A 19,773-nucleotide genomic window follows, 5' to 3' on the forward strand; every position below is an offset into this window, starting at 1 on the left:
TAAATCCCCTCGCCACAGGGGGCATGCGGCGTTAACCTTTCCGGGATTTTCCCCATATCGTCGTGAACCGCCAAAATGCCAAAACTGACCCTCCTTATCCAGCGCCTTTTCGAGCTGATGAAGCGCTACCCCGGGTTGATCGCGGCGGGTGGTTTCATTTCCGGGGTCGGCAGTTTCATCCTCGTCGATCGCCAACAGGGGCTGGCGAGCTGGATCACGGTGATCATGCTGCTCAGCTGGATCTGGCTGATGCTGGAAAACACCCTGACCGGGCTGTTCACGCGGATCTTCAAACGCGAGATTCCCCAGCCGCTGCTGCGCTACGCGACGCAGATGATCCATCAGGAAAGCCTGTTCTTTGTCCTGCCGTTCTTCTTCATCACCACGACCTGGAACAGCGGCCAGTTGATTTTCACCGGGCTGCTCGGCATTGCGGCCCTGATCTCCATCGTCGATCCGCTGTACTACAAATGGCTGGCGCCACGGCGCTGGGCGTTTCTCGCGCTGCACACCCTGACCCTGTTCGCCGCCCTGCTCACCGCGCTGCCGGTGATCATGCACCTGACCACCGCGCAGAGTTTCAAATGGGCGCTGGGAATTGCCGTACTGCTGTCGTTCCCGAGCCTGGCGTCGATCTTCCCGATCCGCACGGTGCGCAACGCCCTGGCGATTCTGTTCATCACAGTCGGCATCGGCGGCGTCGGTTGGGCGCTGCGTTCGTGGGTGCCGCCGGCAACGCTGTGGATGACCGACGTGGCGATCAGCACGCAGCTGCAGGATCGCACCCCCGGCGCCAGCCTCGATACCGTCAGCGCTGAGCAGATCCGCGCTGGCGGGCTCTACGCCTACACCGCGATCAACGCGCCGCGCGGCCTCGACGAGCGGATTTATCATGTCTGGACTTTCAACGGCAAAGAAGTCGACCGCATCGCCCTCGACATCCATGGCGGGCGCAAGGAAGGCTACCGGGCGTGGACGCACAAGCAGAATTTCCCCGGCAACCCGGCGGGCAAATGGCAGGTGCGGGTGCTGACCGAGGACGGGCAGTTGATCGGCGTGCTGCGTTTCGCAATTACGGACAGCACACCGGCCAAAGAAAAGTAATCCGGTTCGTGCTATTACGTAGGCTCTCGTAACGGCCGTACAAGCACGGAGCTTATGACCAGCAGCCCAATCCCCGGCAGTGCCCACCTGGACACCGCGCTCAGCCCTGCCCGCCTGCGGGTCACCGGCGACTGGACGCTCGCCCACTACACGGCGCTCAAGCACCTGAGCGAAAAGCTCAACGGCCAGTACGACGCCAATACCCCGATCGATCTGAACGGCCTCGGTGCCCTCGACACCGCCGGCGCCTCGTTGCTGGTCGAACTGCTCGGCTCCGAGCGCCTCGGCAAGTCCGCCGAACACCCTGATTGCACCCTGTCGACAGCCGATCGCGCCTTGCTGCAAACCGTGTATTGCTCGTTGAACGATTTCTGCGTGCCGCTCAAGGAACCGGAAGTCAGCGTCAGTGTGCAACTGCTGACGCGCATCGGCCGCGCTGTGGATAAGGTCTGGACCGACACGCTGCAGCTGCTCGGCTTCGTCGGCCTCATTCTCGAAGTCATTGCCCGTGGCCTGTTGCGGCCCAAGCGCTGGCGCATCACGCCGATGATCGCGCACATCGAGCAGACCGGTCTCGATGCCGCGCCGATCGTCGCTCTGCTGACCTTTCTGGTCGGCGCGGTGGTGGCATTTCTCGGCGCCACGGTGCTGGCCAGTTTCGGCGCGACGATTTTCACCGTGGACCTGGTCGGCTTCTCGTTCCTGCGTGAATTCGGCGTGCTGCTCACCGCAATCCTGATGGCCGGGCGCACCGCCAGTGCTTTTACCGCGCAGATCGGCTCGATGAAGGCCAACGAAGAAATCGACGCGATCCGTACTCTCGGCCTCGACCCGATCGAATTGCTGGTGGTGCCGCGCGTGCTGGCGCTGTTGGTGGCGCTGCCGATGCTGACGTTTCTGGCGATGCTCTCGGGGATCGTCGGCGGCGGCGTGGTCTGCGCAGTGTCGCTGGACATCTCGCCGGCGATGTTCCTCTCGCTGCTGCAATCGGACATCGGCATTCAGCATTTTCTGGTCGGGCTGGTGAAGGCGCCGATCTTCGCCTTCCTGATCGCGGCGATTGGTTGCCTGGAAGGCTTCAAGGTCAGCGGCAGCGCCGAATCGGTCGGCGCGCACACCACCTCCAGCGTGGTCCAGTCGACTTTCGTGGTGATCGTGCTCGATGCGGTGGCGGCGCTGTTTTTCATGGAGATGGGCTGGTGAGTCGTCCACCCCGCGCGCCCTCCGAGGCGGTGATCGAAGTCCGTGGCCTGTGCAATCGCTTCGGCAGCCAGAGCGTGCACGAGAACCTTGATCTGGACGTGTACAAAGGCGAAATCCTCGCCGTGGTCGGTGGCTCCGGCACTGGTAAATCGGTGCTGCTGCGCAGCATCGTCGGGCTGAATCGGCCCAGCGAAGGCATGGTCAAAGTCTTCGGCCAGAACCTGCCGAATCTGCCTGAGCATGAACGCTCATTGATCGAAAGGCGCTTTGGTGTGTTGTTCCAGAAAGGCGCGCTGTTTTCCTCGCTGACCGTGACCGAGAATGTCGCCCTGCCGCTTATCGAACACGCCGGCCTCAGCCGTCACGACGCCGAGCACCTGGCGGCGGTGAAACTGGCGCTGGCCGGGCTGCCGTTGTCGGCAGCGGACAAATACCCGGCGTCGCTGTCCGGCGGCATGATCAAACGTGCGGCCCTGGCGCGGGCCCTGGCGCTGGATCCGGACATTCTGTTTCTCGATGAACCCACCGCCGGCCTCGATCCGATTGGCGCGGCGCAGTTCGATCAATTGATCCTGACCTTGCGTGATGCGTTGGGTCTGAGTGTGTTTCTGGTCACCCACGACCTCGACACGCTGTACACCATTACCGATCGCGTGGCGGTGCTGGCGCAAAAGAAAGTGCTGGTTGCCGGCCCGATCGACGTCGTCTCGGAAACCGACGACGCGTGGACTCACGAATACTTCCACGGCCCGCGCGGCCGCTCGGCGCTGGACGCCGCCAAACTGCTCAACGAGGTCTGATATGGAAACCCGAGCCCATCATGTGTTGATCGGCCTGTTTACGGTGATCGTCGTGGCCGGCGCCCTGCTCTTCGGCCTGTTTCTGGCCAAATCCAGCGTCGACACCGAGTTCAAGGATTACGAAGTGGTGTTCAACGAGGCGGTCAGCGGTCTGTCCAAGGGCAGTTCGGTGCAGTACAGCGGGATCAAGGTCGGCGATGTCGTCAGCCTGCGCCTCGACCCGCAGGATCCGCGCCGGGTGCTGGCGCGGATTCGTCTGGCGGGCGACACGCCGGTCAAGGAAGACACCCAGGCCAAGCTGGCACTGACCGGCATTACCGGCACCTCGATCATCCAGCTCAGCGGCGGTACACCAGAGAGCCCGAAGCTGCGCGGTCATGACGGCCAGTTACCGACGCTGATCGCTTCGCCCTCGCCTATTTCGCGCCTGCTCAACGACAGCAGCGACTTGATGACCGGCATCAGCGCCCTGCTGCAAAACGCCAACCATATGTTCTCCGCGGAAAACGTCGACCGCGTGAGCAAGACCCTCGCCCATCTGGAACAGACCACCGGCACCATCAACGACCAGCGCGGTGACATCAAACAAGCCATGCAGCAACTGGCGACCGTCGGCAAACAGGCCGGCAGCATGCTCGAGCAGACCTCACTGCTGATGCGCAACGCCAACGGCCTGCTCAACGATCAGGGCAAGCAGGCCCTGGGCAGCGCCGAGCAGGCGATGAAGTCGCTGGAGCAAAGCAGCGTGACCATCAATGGCTTGCTCAGCAAAAACCAGAACTCGCTGGATAACGGCATGCAGGGCCTCAACGGCCTGGCCCCGGCGATTCGCGAACTGCGCGAGACGCTGACCTCGCTGCGCGCCATTTCCCAACGCCTTGAGGCCAACCCCAGCGGCTACCTGCTGGGCAGCGACAAGAACAAGGAATTCACCCCATGAAGCTGACTCGAATCGCCCTGCTCGGCGCCGGCCTGACCCTGATCGGCGCGTGCTCGATCTTGCCCAAGTCGGAACCTTCGGATGTCTACCGCCTGCCCGCCGCCCATGCGCCCGCCTCGGCCAGCCCGGCGGCGACGCAGTCGTGGTCGCTGCGCTTGAACAAATTGCAGGCCAGCGAAGCACTGAACCGGCCGAGCATTGCCGTGATCCCGCAGGGTGATGTGATCAGCAGCTACAAAGGCTCGCGCTGGAGCGACCCGGCGCCGGTGCTGCTGCGCAATCGCCTGCTCGATGGATTCCAGCGTGACGGCAGAGTGACGTTGCTCAGCACCGACGACAGCAACTTCCAGGCGGATCTGGAACTGGGCGGCAGTTTGCAGGCATTCCAGAGCGAATATCAGGGCACCCAGGCCGGGGTTGTGGTGCGGGTCGATGCACTGCTGGTACGTGGTTATGACCAGCGCATTCTCGCCAGCCGCCGCTTCGAAGAGCGCCAGCCGTTGAACGATGTGCAGGTGCCGGCGGTGGTTGCCGGGTTTGGCCAGGCCAGTGATCGCCTGACGGCCAAGGTGGTGGCCTGGGCCGTGGAGCAAGGCCAGAAACTCGCCCCGCAACCCCGCTGACACATCACAACCTCTGTAGGAGCGGGCTTGCCCGCGATGGCGGTGTGTCAGCCACCAGAGATTCTGGATGTGCTGCCCTCATCGCTGGCAAGCCAGCTCCCACAGGGTTATCTATCAGCCGAAGAACCAGTAGCAGACAGCGATAGCACCCACCACCCCGGCAAACTCAGCCAGCAACGCACACCCCACCGCATGCCGTGCGCGCTGAATGCCCACTGCGCCGAAGTACACCGCCAGCACATAGAACGTGGTTTCGGTACTGCCCTGCACCGTCGCCGCGACCAGCGCCGGGAAACTGTCGACGCCGGAAGTCTGCATCGTCTCGATCAGCATCGCCCGTGCGGCGCTGCCGGAGAACGGTTTGACCATCGCCGTCGGCAGCGCATCGACGAAGCGCGTGTCCCAACCGGCCCACTCGACCAGATGGCGAATGCCGTCCAGGCCGAAATCCAGCGCACCAGAGGCGCGCAGCACGCCAACCGCACACAGCATCGCCACCAGATACGGCAAGAGATTCTTCGCCACATCGAAGCCCTCTTTCGCGCCTTCGACGAACGCCTCGTAAACCTTGACCTTGCGCAGCGCGCCGATCAGCAGAAACAGCATGATCAGGCCGAACAGCGTGAGATTGCCGAGGATCGACGACAATCCCGCCAGTGCTGTCGCGGAAAGCGTGCCGAGCAGGGCCATGAAGCCGCCGAGCATCAGCGCACCGGGCACCAGATAGGCGAGCACCACCGGGTCCCAGATGCGCAGGCGTTGCATGAACGCCACGGAAAGGAAACCGACGATGGTCGAGCAACTGGTCGCCAGCAGGATCGGCAAGAACACCAGGGTCGGGTCCGGCGCGCCTTGCTGGGCGCGGTACATGAAGATGGTCACCGGTAGCAGGGTCAGCGATGAGGCGTTGAGCACTAGAAACAGAATCTGCGCGTTGCTGGCGATGGTGGCGCTGGGATTGAGTTCCTGCAGGGCCTTCATCGCCTTGAGCCCAATCGGCGTCGCGGCGTTGTCCAGGCCCAGGCCATTGGCGGCGAAGTTCAGGGTGATCAGGCCCAGGGCAGGGTGGCCGGCCGGGACTTCCGGCATCAGTCGTAGAAACAGCGGGCCGAGGACCTTGGCCAGCCACTCGACGATCCCGGCCTTTTCGGCGATGCGCAGAAAGCCCAGCCACAGGGTGAGGGTGCCGAACAGCAGCACCATGACTTCGACCGACAGCTTGGCCATGGCGAAAATGCTTTCCACCATCGCCGCGAAGATCCCGGCGTTGCCGCCGATCAGCCACTGCGCCAGTGCCGATACGGCTGCCACGATGAAGAAGCCAAGCCACAGGCCATTAAGCATCAGTCAAATCCCCCGAAGAATGCCGCGAATGATAGCGGGGTCGCCAGAAACGACAAACCCCGGATTGCTCCGGGGTTTGTTGGTGGGGCTTGCATCAATCACTGTGGGAGCGAGCCTGCTCGCGAAGAGGCCGGCACATTCAACATCTCTGTAGATTGATACACCGTCTTCGCGAGCAGGCTCGCTCCCACAGGGTTTTGCATCAGTTCTTGGAAATCTCGCCAGCCGGCAGTTTTTCCTTGCTGCGCCAGTGCGGCAGGGAGTTCCAGTAGCGCTCGCCCTTGGCGTCGTCGTACATGCCTTCCCAGCGCGCGATCACCAGCACCGCCAGGGCATTACCGATCACGTTCAGTGCGGTACGCGCCATGTCCATGATGCGGTCGACACCGGCGATGAACGCCAGACCTTCCAGCGGAATGCCGACGCTGCCCAAGGTCGCCAGCAACACCACGAAGGACACGCCCGGTACCCCGGCGATGCCTTTGGAGGTGACCATCAGGGTCAGCACCAGCAGCAATTGCTGGCTGATCGACAGGTCGATGCCGTACAGCTGGGCAATGAAGATCGCCGCGATCGACTGGTACAGGGTCGAGCCGTCGAGGTTGAACGAGTAACCGGTCGGCACCACGAAGCTGCAGATGGCTTTTGGCGCGCCGTAGGCTTCCATCTTCTCGATGACGCGTGGCAGCACGGTTTCCGAGGAAGCGGTGGAGTAGGCCAGCACCAGCTCATCCTTGAAGATGCGCATCAGCTTGAGCACCGAGAAGCCGAACAGCTTGGCGATCAGGCCCAGCACCACGAAGGCGAAGAAAGCGATGGCGACGTAAACCAGAATCACCAGTTTCGCCAGCGGCAGCAGCGAGGCGAAGCCGAAGTTGGCGACGGTCACCGCGATCAGCGCGAATACGCCGATCGGCGCGTAGTTCATGATCATGTGGGTGACTTTGAACATGCTTTCCGAGACGCCCTGGAACATCTTCACCAGCGGCTCGCGCAGGTCCGACTGCAGGCTCGACAGGCCGAGCCCGAACAGCACAGAGAAGAAAATGATCGGCAGCATTTCGCCGCGGGCCATGGCCGCGAAGATGTTCGACGGGATCAGATTGAGGATGGTCTCGATGAACGCATGTTCATGCTGCACTTCGGCAGCAGTCGCCTGGTACTTGGAGATATCCACAGTGCCCAGGGTGCTCATGTCGATGCCGGTGCCCGGATGGAACACGTTGGCCAGCACCAGGCCGACCACAATGGCGATGGTGGTGACGATTTCGAAATAAATGATGGTCTTCAGGCCGATACGCCCAAGCTTCTTGGCGTCGCCGACGCCAGCGATGCCGACGATAAGAGAGGAAATGACGATCGGGATCACGATCATCTTGATCAGACGGATAAAGATATCGCCTGCCGGTTGCAGGACGTTGCTGATCCACCAGGCCTTCTCGGCGCTGAAGTGGTTGAGCAACGCACCCAGTGCAATCCCCAGAACCAGACCGATGAGGATCTGCCAGGCGAGGCTGATTTTTGCCTTCTTCATTATCTTTACCCTTACTTGCGTTTGACTCAGGCACATGCAGGAACTGGAACGCTCATCAGCGGAAAAGTCTGTGCATCTGCCTCCGTATAAGGTGCCCCGAAGCGCGTATTTACGGCTCTTCGGCAGGCGAAAAAAGGCGCAACTATTCCGATGCAAGGTGGCGCCGTCTAATGCCGTAAACGCCTACCCTATGCCGAATCGGCATGAGCTTTTTCAATTGAAACTGGCGTCCCAAGCGGTTCGATTGTGACATTTGTGCCGGCATAAGTGCCGTGAACCGGCCATTACAGCGTAGGCTGGTTAAATTTTGCACAGGCAAAATCAGCGGAAATTTCTGGAAAAAGTCTGAATCGCAAGACTAGAAGTCGCACGGACCGAGCGCGATCTTTGTCGATATACGGTCGCCGCGAAACACCGCGAAATGTTTTCTTGCGCAGTGTCGACGATTAATAGAAGGGAATTGGCGTACTGGATCAATGTTTTACGACATTCAAAGCCCAGCGCAGATTCGTCAGACCATCGGGTCGACGAACCTGCGGCGCAGCTTTTACCCTGACCCGGCCCTTGCGCAGGTACTCCCTGTACCCGTAGGTCACTCCGACCCTGTATCAGTCAGAACGTCCCGGCCCCCTGGTCATGCACCGGCCCTCATCGGGTGGCGCAATGGAAAGCAGCGGGGCGCTGCTTTCGTGTTCGAAAACCTTGCGCTTCCTGCGTCAGTACCACTTCGGATCTTTCTTCAGGGTTTCCATCAGCAGATCCTGCATACCCTGATCAGGTTTGCCGAAGAAGCGATACGTGGCATGTCGCGTCGGCGACTTGTCCTGCGGCAGACCTTCCGGTACATCGACCAGCATGGCGTAGGCGTCATCCTTGTCAAAGCTGAAGGCAACGATCAAACGATGATTCAGGCATTTGTCCTGACTCTCGCAGAGCGGGCCGACCAGATACTTGTCGCCATCTTCCGTAACGGCATTCATCTGTTGTTCGGAGGTGCCGGACAGGTTGATCACCCATTCCGGTACGCGCTCTTCCTTTTTGATCACGCCTTCCCAGGTTTCACGGTACTGCGCGTCAGAGGCGAGCAGCTCGTTGACCCGGGTCTGGCCGTCATTGGCCGCCATGGCCATGGCACTGCCGCCCAGAAGCAGGGCGGCGGCCAATGTCTTGAGACCGATCATCGTTAACCTCGGCCGCGACGGCCAAAGAAGAAGGAAGCGATGAACATCACCAGGAACACGACAAAGAGAATCTTGGCGATACCCGTGGCGGTGCCCGCGATACCACCGAAGCCCAGTACGGCGGCGATGATGGCAATGATCAAGAATGTAATTGCCCAGCTCAACATGGTGATTCTCCTTACTTCTCTATTTAGGGGTGTTTCCGGTTTCCGACGCTCAGGCGTCCGAATCAGTTGATCGACTTAGAAAACCCAGCGCTCTTCTCGTGGCAGTTGATCCAGCGGTTGCGCCTGGTCTACGTCGATCATGTGCATCGAAGCGTTCTCGGCCTGGCTGCTGCTCACGGCACTGAAGTGCTTTTGCGTGCTGTGCTGCATCGAAATCAGTGGCTCGGGTTTGCGGTTGTTTTCCCAGCTCATGTATTGCTGGCAGACGATCAGGGTGATCAACAACGCCAGTACACCGAACAGACCTTGCTGGATCTGCAGAGGCGAGATACGTACTTGGGCGGCAGTTGGGCGAGTCATCCTGTGTTCCTCACGCTTGTTCGGTTGGGGCAGTCCTGATCTGCCCGGGCTGAGTGAGGTATTGCAGCCTGCATGCCAGTTTTTTCATGTCGAAAAAATATCAATAAAAACAATGACTTATATGTCTATGAGAAATTTCCTGCGACGCATCCTGCACGATGGCTCTTCTGCGGTCGTGCGCAATGCACGATTATTTCGTGGGAAATTTCGATGATATGGAATTGCTACCGGTACGCAGATGTCAGAAGAGGACGCAGGATCTGCCCTGCAAAACGCAGAATGTTTTAAAACTCAACGAAATCAATGAATTGGCCGTTATGGCAGTAGAGAGCTACCCTCCTATGGCTGGTATCGTTCAGAATCAACCATGCAACTTGCCCGATTTTTCCGGGACTAACCCAAGACTAATCACTATGGAGCGTAGGAAAAATGGAATCTGCCACTGAGCAACAAGGCCGCATTCTGCTGGTGGACGATGAATCCGCCATCCTGCGTACGTTTCGTTATTGCCTCGAAGACGAAGGCTATACGGTAGCCACCGCCAATAGCGCGGCTCAGGCCGAAGCATTGCTGCAACGCCAGGTCTTCGACCTGTGCTTTCTCGATCTGCGCCTGGGCGAGGACAACGGTCTCGACGTCCTCGCGCAAATGCGCATTCAAGCGCCATGGATGCGCGTGGTGATTGTCACCGCTCACTCAGCGGTCGACACCGCCGTCGACGCCATCCAGGCCGGCGCCGCCGACTATCTGGTCAAGCCGTGCAGCCCTGATCAACTGCGCCTGGCTACCGCCAAGCAACTGGAAGTGCGCCAGCTCTCCGCGCGTCTTGAAGCGCTGGAGGGCGAGATCCGTAAACCGAAAGACGGCCTCGATTCCCACAGCCCGGCGATGAAAGTCGTGCTGGAAACGGCCCGTCAGGTCGCAAGCACCGACGCCAACATTCTTATCCTTGGCGAGTCCGGCACGGGTAAAGGTGAGCTGGCCCGTGCGATCCACGGCTGGAGCAAGCGCGAGAAAAAGTCCTGCGTCACCATCAACTGCCCGTCCCTGACTGCCGAGCTGATGGAAAGCGAGCTTTTCGGCCATAGCCGTGGTGCGTTTACCGGCGCCAGCGAAAGCACGCTGGGTCGAGTTAACCAGGCCGACGGCGGTACGCTGTTTCTCGACGAGATCGGCGACTTTCCCCTGACGTTGCAACCCAAGTTGCTGCGCTTCATCCAGGACAAGGAATACGAGCGGGTCGGCGATCCGGTCACTCGCCGTGCCGACGTGCGCATTCTCGCCGCCACCAACCTCAACCTCGAAGACATGGTCCGCGACGGACGCTTCCGCGAAGACCTGCTCTATCGCCTCAACGTCATCACGCTGCATCTGCCGCCCTTGCGCGAGCGCGCCGAGGACATCCTGACCCTCGCCGACCGCTTCCTTGCACGCTTCGTCAAAGAGTACGCGCGGCCGGCGCGCGGCTTCAGCGACGAGGCACGGGAAGCACTGCTCGGCTATCGTTGGCCGGGCAATATTCGCGAACTGCGCAACGTGGTCGAGCGGGCCAGCATCATCTGCCCGCAGGAGCGCGTGGAAATCAGCCACCTGGGCATGGCCGAACAACCGGCCAACAACGCGCCACGGGTCGGCGCGGCGCTGAGCCTGGATGAGCTGGAGAAAGCGCACATCGGCGCGGTGCTGGCCACCGCCGGCACCCTGGATCAAGCGGCGAAAACCCTCGGCATCGACGCCTCGACCCTGTACCGCAAACGCAAGCAGTACAACCTGTGAGCAGCGCGCGATGAAACTGGCGATCAAGCTGCGCACGCGCCTGTTCCTGAGCATTTCTGCGTTGATCACCGTGGCCTTGCTCGGGCTGTTGCTCGGGCTGGTCAGCGTGATGCAGATGGCCGGTTCGCAGGAAGCGCTGGTGCGCAGCAATTTTGTCACCCTCGATCTGGGCCTCAAGCTGCGCCAGACCCTCGGTGATCAACTGATCATCATGCTTGCGCAAAAACCCGATCCCGTTGCGTTCGAAGCGTCCAAGCAGCACTATTTCGAATTGCTCGACCAAGGCATCGCCCAGCAGCCGGAGGGCGACGACCAGCCTTACGGGTTTCGCCAGGCCAAAGCCGATTACCTGAATTTCCTCGCCTCATTTGACGTGACCGCCGAAGCGGCAAAGGACGCCAGCACCAGCGCGGATTTCCGCGAGCGCTTCAATATTCTCCGTAACGGTTTGATCGCCGAGCACAAACATGCACTGGAAACCATCAACGCCGTCCAGCACGCTGCCCGCGAACGGGCCTTGCTGATCGCCGGGCTGCTCGGTCTGGTCGGGCTGGCGGTGCTGATCATCGGTTTCGTCACCGCTCAGGGCATCGCCCGACGTTTCGGCGCGCCGATCGAAGCGCTGGCCAAGGCTGCCGACAACATCGGCCAGGGTAACTACGACGTCACGCTGCCGATTTCCACGGCGATGGAGGTCAACCTATTGTCGCGGCGCTTCGGCCTGATGGCTGAGGCGTTGCGTGAACACCAGGCGATGAATGTCGACGAACTGTTGGCCGGTCAACAACGGCTGCAAGCGGTGCTCGACAGTATCGACGACGGCTTGCTGATGATTGACCGCCAAGGCCAGCTCGAACACCTCAACCCGGTGGCTCAGCGCCAGTTGGGCTGGGAAGACGATCGACTGGGCCAAGGCTTGGGCACCGCGCTCGGTCGCCCGGAACTGGATGCGCAACTGCAATTGGTTCTGCGCGGCGGCACGCTGGAGCGGGCGCCGGAAGACCTGAGTATCGAAGTCGATGGTGAATCGCGGCTGCTGACCTACAGCCTGACGCCGGTCAGTCATACCCAAGGGCATATTCTCGGTGCGGTCATGGTCCTGCACGACGTCACCGAGCAGCGTGCGTTTGAGCGGGTTCGTAGCGAGTTCGTTTTGCGCGCTTCCCATGAATTGCGCACGCCGGTGACGGGCATGCACATGGCCTTCGGGCTGTTTCGTGAGCGGGCGAAATTCCCTGCGGAGTCGCGTGAGGCTGACCTGCTGGATACGGTCAACGAAGAAATGCAGCGCTTGATGCAGTTGATCAACGACTTGCTGAATTTCTCGCGCTACCAGAACGGTCTGCAGAAACTCACCCTGGCGCCATGTTCCATTGAGGACTTGCTCGAGCAGGCGCAACTGCGCTTTGCCGACGCGGCGGCGGCCAAAGGTGTGGCGCTGAACGTCGAGATTCAAGGGCCATTGCCGAGATTGCAGGCCGATCAGGCGCAACTCGACCGCGTTCTCGACAACCTGATCGACAATGCTCTGCGCCACACTGCCCGCGACGGGCAGATCCGTCTGCAGGCGCGCCGCCATGGCGAGCGGGTGATCATCAGCGTCGAAGACAACGGCGAAGGCATTGCCTACGGCCAGCAGGGGCGGATCTTCGAGCCGTTCGTGCAGGTCGGGCGCAAGAAGGGCGGCGCCGGCCTTGGCCTGGCACTGTGCAAGGAAATCGTCCAGTTGCACGGTGGGCGTATGGGCGTCTATTCGAGGCCGGGGCAGGGCACGCAGTTCTACATGGCGCTGGCGGTTTAGGCTTCGTCGTCCATACGCCGCCCGGCGAGGCGTCTGCCGCGGGTGATCAGTTCAATGAACTGTACGGCGCTCAGCGCGTGGGCAAACAACCAGCCTTGACCAAATTTCACGCCCTCACTGCTGAGAAGTGTCGCTTGCGATTCCAGCTCGATGCCTTCGGCAATCACTTTCAGATCCAGCGCCTGCGCCATGTGAATGATGTGCGGAGCGACGCCGCTGCTCGCCGCGTCATGGCCCAGCGCATCGATGAACGCCTTATCGATTTTCAGGCAATCCACCGGCAGGGTCTGCAGGTAGGCGAGACTGCAATAGCCGGTGCCGAAATCATCGATCAGCACCTGATGGCCAACGTCGCGCAAGGCTTGCAGGTTTTCCCGCGCCACCACCACATCAATCAGGCCCCGCTCGGTGACTTCGAAGGCTATCTGCCGCGCGGCAACACGGTGCAACGCCAGCAGCCGCGCCATGACCTGGCCGATGCGCGGCACCATGACATCGCAGGCTGCGAGGTTCACTGATATGTACAACTGCGGGTTGGCGCGTAGTAACTGGCCCAGCTGTTCGAGCAGACGCTGCAAGACGAAGTCGGTCATCTGCCGAATCTGCCCGGTGTTTTCCGCCATCGGAATGAACAGGTCGGGGCTGGTCAGCGTGCCGTCCGGTCGCCGCCAGCGCAGCAAGGCTTCGGCGCCGACGCAGTTGCGGCTGTCGAGGTCGAAGATCGGCTGATACAGCACTTGCAGCTCACCGCGGCGGATCGCCCCGTGCAGCTCGGCATCCAGCGACTGGCGCTGACGCACCAGGAGGAAGGTCAGAAAGCCGACAATGGCTCCGGCGATCAGACACACCGGCAGCAGCCACCACCACACCGCCGGGACGCGCATGCCCGTGCGCGGCGTGATCAGTACCAGCTGATATTCCGGGTTATTGGTGGGCATGCGGTAGATCAGCCGCGTCTGCGTGACTTGCAACGCGTCGCGGCTTTGCGGCGGCCAGGGTTCGGTCGGCGGCCAGACCTGCGCTGTGCCGAGCACCGGAATCGCGCGGCTGCCGTGATCGAGCACCACCAGCAGGCTGCTGCCGGGCGACAGATCGACCATGTCAGTCAGATGTCCGCGGGAGGTGGCGACACGAAAGTTCCCGCGACCGAGCATCAGCGCCGCGCGGTTTTCATCGGGTTCGGTGGTGGTGTTCAGCCAATAGCTGTAGGTCGGGCCCTGAATGTCCGGCGCGCGAGCCAATGACAGGCCTTCCTGACGCGGCCGGTTGGAGCAGAACCGCGAGGCGTCCATGTAGGCGGCTTCATAGACGAAGCGGTAGTTGAAGGTGACTTGCTGCAAGGTCGCGATCATTTCCTCATCGCAGCCGCGCAAGGGTTGGGCTTCAAGGTCGTCGAGACTTTCGCGCAACTGGCCGAACAATTGTTCGAGGCGCGCGAGGAAACGCTCGCCCTGGGCATTCATTTCCTGGCTCTCGCGCAATTCCATCTGCCGCATCGCCGCGAACATACCGCCGGCGATTAACAGGCTGGCGCTGAGGACAGCCGCGATCATCGCCAAAAAACCGGGGCGATAAAACCAGCTACGCAGCGTCTCTCGGGTAGCAGCCATTAATGGATTTCCGAAGAATTACCATGAGTTATAGCTGCTGATTGCGATTTCGCCCTGACCGTCGGGCGGGCGTCATTATTTTGTCTGGTTGAGGACCAAAAGAAGTGCCGCGGTTTGTGCATCCGGTGTGCCGTCGAAGCGGGCAGGGCGGTAATGCATCTGGAACGCGGCGAGGACATGGCGCGTGGCGATATCCAGCTCACCGGTCTGCGGCGTGTCGTAACCCAGTCGCGCAAGTTGCGCCTGGAACCAGCCAATCTCCGGCAACGGGTTGCTGTTAAAAATAGCCTGCTGACGCGCCACCGCTTGCTCGTTCGGCCACAGGCCAAGACCTTCGGCGGCGAGACGTTTCCAGGGGAACAGTGGCCCCGGATCAAGCTTGCGCAACGGCGCGATGTCGCTGTGACCGATGATGTGCCGCGGGCTGATGCCGTTGCGTTGGCTGATGTCCTTGAGCAGGGTGATCAATGACTGGATCTGCGCTTCGCTGTACGGATACCACAGGCGTCCGGTCGGGGTGTCCTTGTAGCCGGGGTTGACGATTTCGATACCGATGGAGCTGGAGTTCAGCCAGGTGCGGCCCTGCCACTGACTTTCGCCGGCGTGCCAGGCGCGCTGGTTTTCGTCCATCAGTTTGTAGACGGTGGCGCTCTTGTCATCGCCGATCAGGTAATGGCTGCTGACCTCGCCATGGGTCAGCAGTTGCAGCGAACGCTCCAGCGACGCCGAGGTGTAATGCACCACAACGAATTGGATGCGGCTGTCGTAATTGGCCGAAGGGTGGCTGGTGTCATAACGCGGGCCGCTGACGCAACCGGCGAGAACGAGCAACGAAGCAGCAAGGGCAAAGAATTTCATGGCAGAGGACGATACACAAAAGACAATAATGCAACAGTGTAACGTACGGATCTGGCCTCAAGCCGCCAACGAGCGGATTTAAACAAATTGGAACAATTGCCTCAGCCCAGCTCGACTCGGTTACGCCCGGCATTTTTCGCTCTATACAGCGCCTGATCGGCTCTTTTAAGCACCAGATCGCTGTGTTCTCCCGTCCTGAATGAGGCGAGTCCCATGGAAATCGTGATGGTCACGCGTTCGCCCTTGAAATGAAACGGGCAGGCCTCGATCGCCGCGCGCAGGGTTTCCAGCAGCTTCGCGCCAACCGCCGGCGGCGTTGCCGGCAGCAACAGCACGAACTCTTCACCGCCGAAACGGGCAATGAAATCCGAGCCGCGCAGGCGTTTGCGCAATACCGTGGCGATGATCTTCAGCACCTTGTCGCCGGCCAGATGGCCGTAGCTGTCGTTGATGCGCTTGAAGTGGTCGAGGTCGAGCATGGCCAGGCTCAGGGTGTTGCCGTGCTGCTGCCATTGCTGGATTTCATGCTCTAGGCGTTCGCTCCACGCCGCGCGGTTGGGCAGACCGGTCAGCGGATCGATCAGGGCTTTCTGCCGCTGCTCCTCGAGGTGTTCGCGGAAGCCCAAGGCTTCCTGTTCCATATGCGCGACCCGCTCCGACAGACTTTTCAACCTGGCGGCGACTTCCTGCTCGCGGGCGTCGCGCTGTTTCTGGTGCTGGTCCATGGTGCCGAGCAGGCCTTCCAGGTGATTCTCCAGCACATGCTTGAGGTCATCGATGTCCGCCGCTTGCTGAACGCTGCTTTGCAAGCCGTCGACCTGCTCGCGGATCTGCGTGTCCATGGCCCGCGCCGCCGAGCTGTTGTCGGCATGCCCTTCGCTGGCCGCTTGCAGATTGCTCTGAAACGCTTCGAGGCGTTCGTTGAGTTGTTGCAGATAAGCTTCGAATTCGTGCTGGCCGCTGTCGGTAATCGCCAGCATCAAGGTTGCGAGATCGTCGAGGATCGGCAGCAATTCGTACCAGTTCAATCCGTGCTTGAGCCGTTCGCGCATGGCTTCGGCTTGCGGCCGGTGACGTTCGGGCAGGGTCAGGTCATCGAGCAGGCCGATCAGCGTGTCTTCGATATGCCGGGCCACGGAGCTGTAGGACGGTTCGGGTGAGTCCGGCAGAGCGAAGAGGATGTCGTGCTCGGACTGATCCGGGTCTATGGCGGCCAAGGCCTGGGCGATCGGCTCCGGGAGGGGCAGGCTGTCGAGGGACAGCGGCGATAGGTCGCCGGGATGGCTCAGTTCGTCGGGATCGAGTGCCTCGATGGCTGGCGCAGCGACGATTATCTCGGCGGGAGCGGCTGGCTCAACCTGCGCTGGCTCGCCATTCGAGGCGACCTCAGGCGCAGCGTACGCAACGACTTCCGGCTCAGAAGGCGGCGTCTGGGCAGGCGTCTTGATGATGGTCTCGGGTGCTGCGATCGCTGCCTCAGTGTTGGCGACCGGTGCCGTTTGCGCAGGCTCCGATTCGGGTTGCCGGGCTCCGACCGCCTGTGGCACTGGTGTTGCTGGTGTGTCTGCCGCTGGTACAGCGGCTTCCTCACCGTCACGGCTGCCGAACAAACGCTGCAACAGCCCCGGCCGGCCAGGCTCGGCTGGCGTTTCCAACTGACTCAAGGCCTTGCCCTGCAGGCCACTGAGTTCGCTCAGCAGCAGCGGCATTTCCCGCGCCTGACCGACGCGGCTGTCCAGTTGTTTGGCGAATTTCTTCAGCGGTTGCGCAACTTCGCGCGGCAAGGGCAGGGCCTGCAACTGGGTGACCAGCGCGGTCAGCGCGGTGCTGACCTGATCGATGCGGGTTTCACGGCGCTGCTCGGAGTCGAGCACGGCTTTTTCCAGGCGCGGCAGCAGGGCGGCGAGGCCGGCGTCCATTTCATCGGTACGCACCACTTCGCGCATTTCCTTCATGCACTGATCGACGGCCTTGTCAGTGCCCTCGGCCGCCAGCGTGCTGCGCACCAGACCGCGCCGCAGCAGGTCGAGTCGCGCGGCCCAGCGGCGTTCGAGCTTGTCCTGCTGTTCGATGCTCTTGAGGTATTTCTCTTTCCAGCGCTGGGCGTCGTCGCTCATTCACAGGTTCCGCGAGGGGCAGGGCTCAACGCGGGCAATGCGTCGGCCGTGAGCGAACCCGGCAGACGAATTTCCACCGCGACCGGCAGGTGATCGGAAATGGGCTGAGCCAGCACCTCGACCTTTTCCAGGGTCAGGGTCGGGCTGAGCAGAATATGATCAAGGCAACGCTGTGGGCGCCAGCTGGGGAAGGTCGCTTCCACCTGCGGGGCCAGCAGGCCGAGTTCGCGTAACGGCGAGTGTTCGAGCAGGTCGCTGGCGTGGGTGTTCATGTCGCCCATCAGCACCTGATGCTTGTACCCGCTGATCAAATCACGAATATAGGCCAGTTGCAGGCTGCGCGTCCGCGCGCCGAGGGCCAAGTGCATCATCACCACCACCAGTGCCTCCGGACCTTCGCCGAAGCGCAGCAGGATCGCGCCGCGACCTTTCGGGCCGGGCAGCGGGTGATCCTCGATCGCCCACGGCTTCAGGCGACTGAGCACGCCATTGCTGTGCTGGGCCAGTCGACCGAGGTTGCGATTGAGTTGTTGATACCAGTAGGGAAAGGCGCCGAGGTGGGCCAGGTGTTCGACCTGATTGACGTAGCCTGAACGCAGGCTGCCGCCATCGGCTTCCTGCAGGGCGACCAGATCGAAGTCGCCGAGCAGGTCACCGATCTTCTGCAGATTGCCGGAACGCCCGGTGTGCGGCAGCAGATGCTGCCAGCTGCGGGTCAGGTAATGCCGATAGCGCTCGGTGCTGATGCCGACCTGAATGTTGAAGCTGAGCAAGCGCAGACGCTGGTCTGCGGGCAGGCCCGTAGACGCCAGATGATGCTCGTTGACCTGCGGATCATGCAGGCCAACGATGCGTTCGGACTTCCAGCGGCGCATGGCGGATGCCGCGCTTAGTTGGCAGCAGCCTTGTTCGCCGCTCGCTCTTTGGCGACCAGATCGTCAGCCAGTTTCAGCGCTTGCTCGGCACCACCGGCAGAGCCGATGTCGAAGCGGTATTTACCATTGACGATCATGGTCGGTACGCCAGTGATTTCGTACTTCTTGGCCAGCTCACGGGCCTTGACGATCTGACCTTTGATGGCGAACGAGTCGAAGGTGGCGAGGAACTTGTCCTTGTCCACGCCTTGAGTGGCGAGGAAGTCAGCCATGTCGTTCTTGTCGGTGAGCTTCTTGTGTTCTTTCTGAATCGCATTGAACACGGCGTTGTGCACCTGGTGCTCGACACCCATGGCTTCGAGGGTCAGGAACATCTGGCCGTGAGCGTCCCATGGGCCGCCGAACATGGCGGGAATGCGCACGAAGTTAACATCGGACGGCAGTTTTTCCACCCATGGATTGATCACTGGTTCAAAAGCGTAGCAATGCGGGCAGCCGTACCAGAACAGCTCGACCACTTCGATCTTGCCAGGCTTTGCCACCGGCACCGGGTTGGCCAGTTCGACATAAGGGGCGGCAGGGGCTTCAGCGGCCTGGGCGGTGACGCCGAACAGGCTGGCAGCGACGAGGGCGGCGCTGATGATCAGATTACGCATGCTTTACTCCTGAACAATTTGGGTCGCCTCGCTCGACCTGTTGCGACACAGATCCTGGCGGGCATGAGTGCTGTAGTGTAACGGCAGCGGCCACAAAAAAGGGCGGCCAGAGCCACCCTTTTTATACTTGCTGCGAAGGATTAATCGAGCGTTAACGTGGCAGGCGCTACGCGCCTCGTTCAACCCTCGAATCAGGCCTCAGTGCAGGCCCTGGATATAGCTGGAAACCGCGGCGATGTCTTCGTCGCTCAGCTTGCGCGCGATGGTGCGCATGGTCATCGCGTCGCCGTCGTTGGCGCGACCGCCTTCTTCCTTGCGGAAATCGGTCAGTTGCTTGGCGATGTATTGCGCATGCTGGCCGCCCAGGTGCGGGAAGCCTGCTGCAGCATTGCCGGCGCCGTTCGGCGAGTGGCAGCCGGTGCAGGCTGGCAGACCTTTTTCCAGGTTGCCGCCACGGAACAGCGCTTCACCGCGCGCGACGATCTTCGGATCGGCTGCGCCGACGCTGCCTTTCTGACTGGCGAAGTACGCGGCGATGTCGGCCAGATCCTGATCGTTCAGGTTGGTCAGCAGCCCGGTCATTTCCAGCACCACGCGCTTGCCCGACTTGATGTCGTGCAATTGCTTGTCGAGGTAGCGTTCACCTTGACCGGCCAGTTTCGGAAAGTTTGGCGCCATGCTGTTGCCGTCCGGGCCATGGCAGGCCCCGCACACGGCAGCTTTGGCCTGGCCTGCTGCGGCATCGCCGGCAGCATGGGCGATACCTGAAATTCCCACGGTCAACAGCAGACTCACGATCAATTTGTTCATCAGCTAATCCAACT

18 protein-coding genes are annotated in these 19,773 nt (G+C 61.3%); 7 read left to right on the forward strand and 11 right to left on the reverse strand.

Going from position 1 to position 19,773, the window contains the following annotated elements; all coding sequences use genetic code 11:
• Nucleotides 1-75: 75 nt before the first annotated feature.
• From ACZ0AZ_RS09145 to ACZ0AZ_RS09165, 5 genes are read left to right on the forward strand one after another with little or no spacing between them, the layout of a single operon-like run.
• Nucleotides 76-1,104, forward strand: coding sequence for a DUF5924 family protein (locus ACZ0AZ_RS09145; protein WP_039757156.1), 1,029 nt, complete (start codon nt 76-78; stop codon nt 1,102-1,104).
• Between the two features lie 54 nt (nt 1,105-1,158).
• Nucleotides 1,159-2,307 (forward strand): ABC transporter permease, encoded by a 1,149-nt coding sequence (locus tag ACZ0AZ_RS09150; protein ID WP_463537249.1) that lies wholly within the window; start codon nt 1,159-1,161, stop codon nt 2,305-2,307.
• Nucleotides 2,304-3,107 (forward strand): ABC transporter ATP-binding protein, encoded by an 804-nt coding sequence (locus ACZ0AZ_RS09155; protein ID WP_463537250.1) that lies wholly within the window; start codon nt 2,304-2,306, stop codon nt 3,105-3,107. The genes ACZ0AZ_RS09150 and ACZ0AZ_RS09155 overlap by 4 nt, the downstream gene beginning before the upstream one ends.
• A 1-nt stretch (nt 3,108) precedes the next feature.
• A complete protein-coding gene (locus ACZ0AZ_RS09160) occupies nt 3,109-4,047 on the forward strand; it encodes an MlaD family protein (protein WP_129998050.1) in 939 nt (312 codons plus the stop codon).
• Entirely contained in the window at nt 4,044-4,670 is a 627-nt protein-coding gene (locus ACZ0AZ_RS09165) for an ABC-type transport auxiliary lipoprotein family protein (protein WP_129998051.1), read from the forward strand. The genes ACZ0AZ_RS09160 and ACZ0AZ_RS09165 overlap by 4 nt, the downstream gene beginning before the upstream one ends.
• Nucleotides 4,671-4,784: 114 nt before the next feature.
• Here the strand turns inward: ACZ0AZ_RS09165 and ACZ0AZ_RS09170 are convergent, their stop codons facing one another.
• The 5 genes from ACZ0AZ_RS09170 to ACZ0AZ_RS09190 form a co-directional block, all read right to left on the reverse strand.
• Complete coding sequence (locus ACZ0AZ_RS09170) at nt 4,785-6,014, reverse strand: nucleoside recognition domain-containing protein (protein ID WP_129998052.1); 1,230 nt, start codon at nt 6,012-6,014, stop codon at nt 4,785-4,787.
• A gap of 202 nt (nt 6,015-6,216) precedes the next feature.
• Nucleotides 6,217-7,548: a glutamate/aspartate:proton symporter GltP gene (gene gltP, locus ACZ0AZ_RS09175; protein ID WP_039757150.1), complete on the reverse strand. Its 1,332-nt coding sequence runs from the start codon at nt 7,546-7,548 to the stop codon at nt 6,217-6,219.
• A gap of 716 nt (nt 7,549-8,264) precedes the next feature.
• Nucleotides 8,265-8,729, reverse strand: coding sequence for an inhibitor of vertebrate lysozyme family protein (locus ACZ0AZ_RS09180; RefSeq protein ID WP_129998053.1), 465 nt, complete (start codon nt 8,727-8,729; stop codon nt 8,265-8,267).
• Nucleotides 8,730-8,731: 2 nt separating this feature from the next.
• Nucleotides 8,732-8,896, reverse strand: coding sequence for a DUF1328 domain-containing protein (locus tag ACZ0AZ_RS09185; protein WP_003177151.1), 165 nt, complete (start codon nt 8,894-8,896; stop codon nt 8,732-8,734).
• Nucleotides 8,897-8,971: 75 nt separating this feature from the next.
• Nucleotides 8,972-9,256, reverse strand: coding sequence for a hypothetical protein (locus ACZ0AZ_RS09190; protein ID WP_463537251.1), 285 nt, complete (start codon nt 9,254-9,256; stop codon nt 8,972-8,974).
• A gap of 429 nt (nt 9,257-9,685) precedes the next feature.
• On the opposite strand from ACZ0AZ_RS09190, the gene algB reads away from it, so the two are divergent.
• Both algB and ACZ0AZ_RS09200 read left to right on the forward strand, forming a co-directional pair.
• Nucleotides 9,686-11,032 carry a sigma-54-dependent response regulator transcription factor AlgB gene (algB, locus tag ACZ0AZ_RS09195; RefSeq protein ID WP_039757147.1) on the forward strand — a complete coding sequence of 449 codons (1,347 nt, stop codon included), beginning with the start codon at nt 9,686-9,688 and terminating at the stop codon, nt 11,030-11,032.
• A gap of 10 nt (nt 11,033-11,042) precedes the next feature.
• Complete coding sequence (locus ACZ0AZ_RS09200) at nt 11,043-12,833, forward strand: ATP-binding protein (RefSeq protein ID WP_039757146.1); 1,791 nt, start codon at nt 11,043-11,045, stop codon at nt 12,831-12,833.
• On the opposite strand, the gene ACZ0AZ_RS09205 is transcribed toward ACZ0AZ_RS09200, so the two are convergent.
• The 6 genes from ACZ0AZ_RS09205 to ACZ0AZ_RS09230 all read right to left on the reverse strand — a co-directional run bounded on the left by ACZ0AZ_RS09205 (nt 12,830) and on the right by ACZ0AZ_RS09230 (nt 19,759).
• Complete coding sequence (locus ACZ0AZ_RS09205) at nt 12,830-14,443, reverse strand: EAL domain-containing protein (protein WP_463537252.1); 1,614 nt, start codon at nt 14,441-14,443, stop codon at nt 12,830-12,832. The two genes, ACZ0AZ_RS09200 and ACZ0AZ_RS09205, sit on opposite strands and share 4 nt — an antisense overlap.
• A 75-nt stretch (nt 14,444-14,518) precedes the next feature.
• Complete coding sequence (locus ACZ0AZ_RS09210; RefSeq protein ID WP_129998056.1) at nt 14,519-15,301, reverse strand: N-acetylmuramoyl-L-alanine amidase; 783 nt, start codon at nt 15,299-15,301, stop codon at nt 14,519-14,521.
• A 101-nt stretch (nt 15,302-15,402) separates the two neighbouring features.
• Complete coding sequence (locus tag ACZ0AZ_RS09215) at nt 15,403-17,418, reverse strand: GGDEF domain-containing protein (RefSeq protein WP_463537253.1); 2,016 nt, start codon at nt 17,416-17,418, stop codon at nt 15,403-15,405.
• Nucleotides 17,415-18,293, reverse strand: coding sequence for an endonuclease/exonuclease/phosphatase family protein (locus ACZ0AZ_RS09220; RefSeq protein ID WP_129998058.1), 879 nt, complete (start codon nt 18,291-18,293; stop codon nt 17,415-17,417). The genes ACZ0AZ_RS09215 and ACZ0AZ_RS09220 overlap by 4 nt, the downstream gene beginning before the upstream one ends.
• A 14-nt stretch (nt 18,294-18,307) precedes the next feature.
• The gene (locus ACZ0AZ_RS09225; RefSeq protein ID WP_016772349.1) at nt 18,308-18,949 is read right to left on the reverse strand and encodes a thiol:disulfide interchange protein DsbA/DsbL; all 642 of its coding nucleotides are present in this window, start codon (nt 18,947-18,949) and stop codon (nt 18,308-18,310) included.
• A 198-nt stretch (nt 18,950-19,147) separates the two neighbouring features.
• Nucleotides 19,148-19,759 carry a c-type cytochrome gene (locus ACZ0AZ_RS09230; protein WP_041476483.1) on the reverse strand — a complete coding sequence of 204 codons (612 nt, stop codon included), beginning with the start codon at nt 19,757-19,759 and terminating at the stop codon, nt 19,148-19,150.
• Nucleotides 19,760-19,773 lie beyond the last annotated feature (14 nt).

Source organism: Pseudomonas sp. AC239 (genome assembly GCF_979258545.1).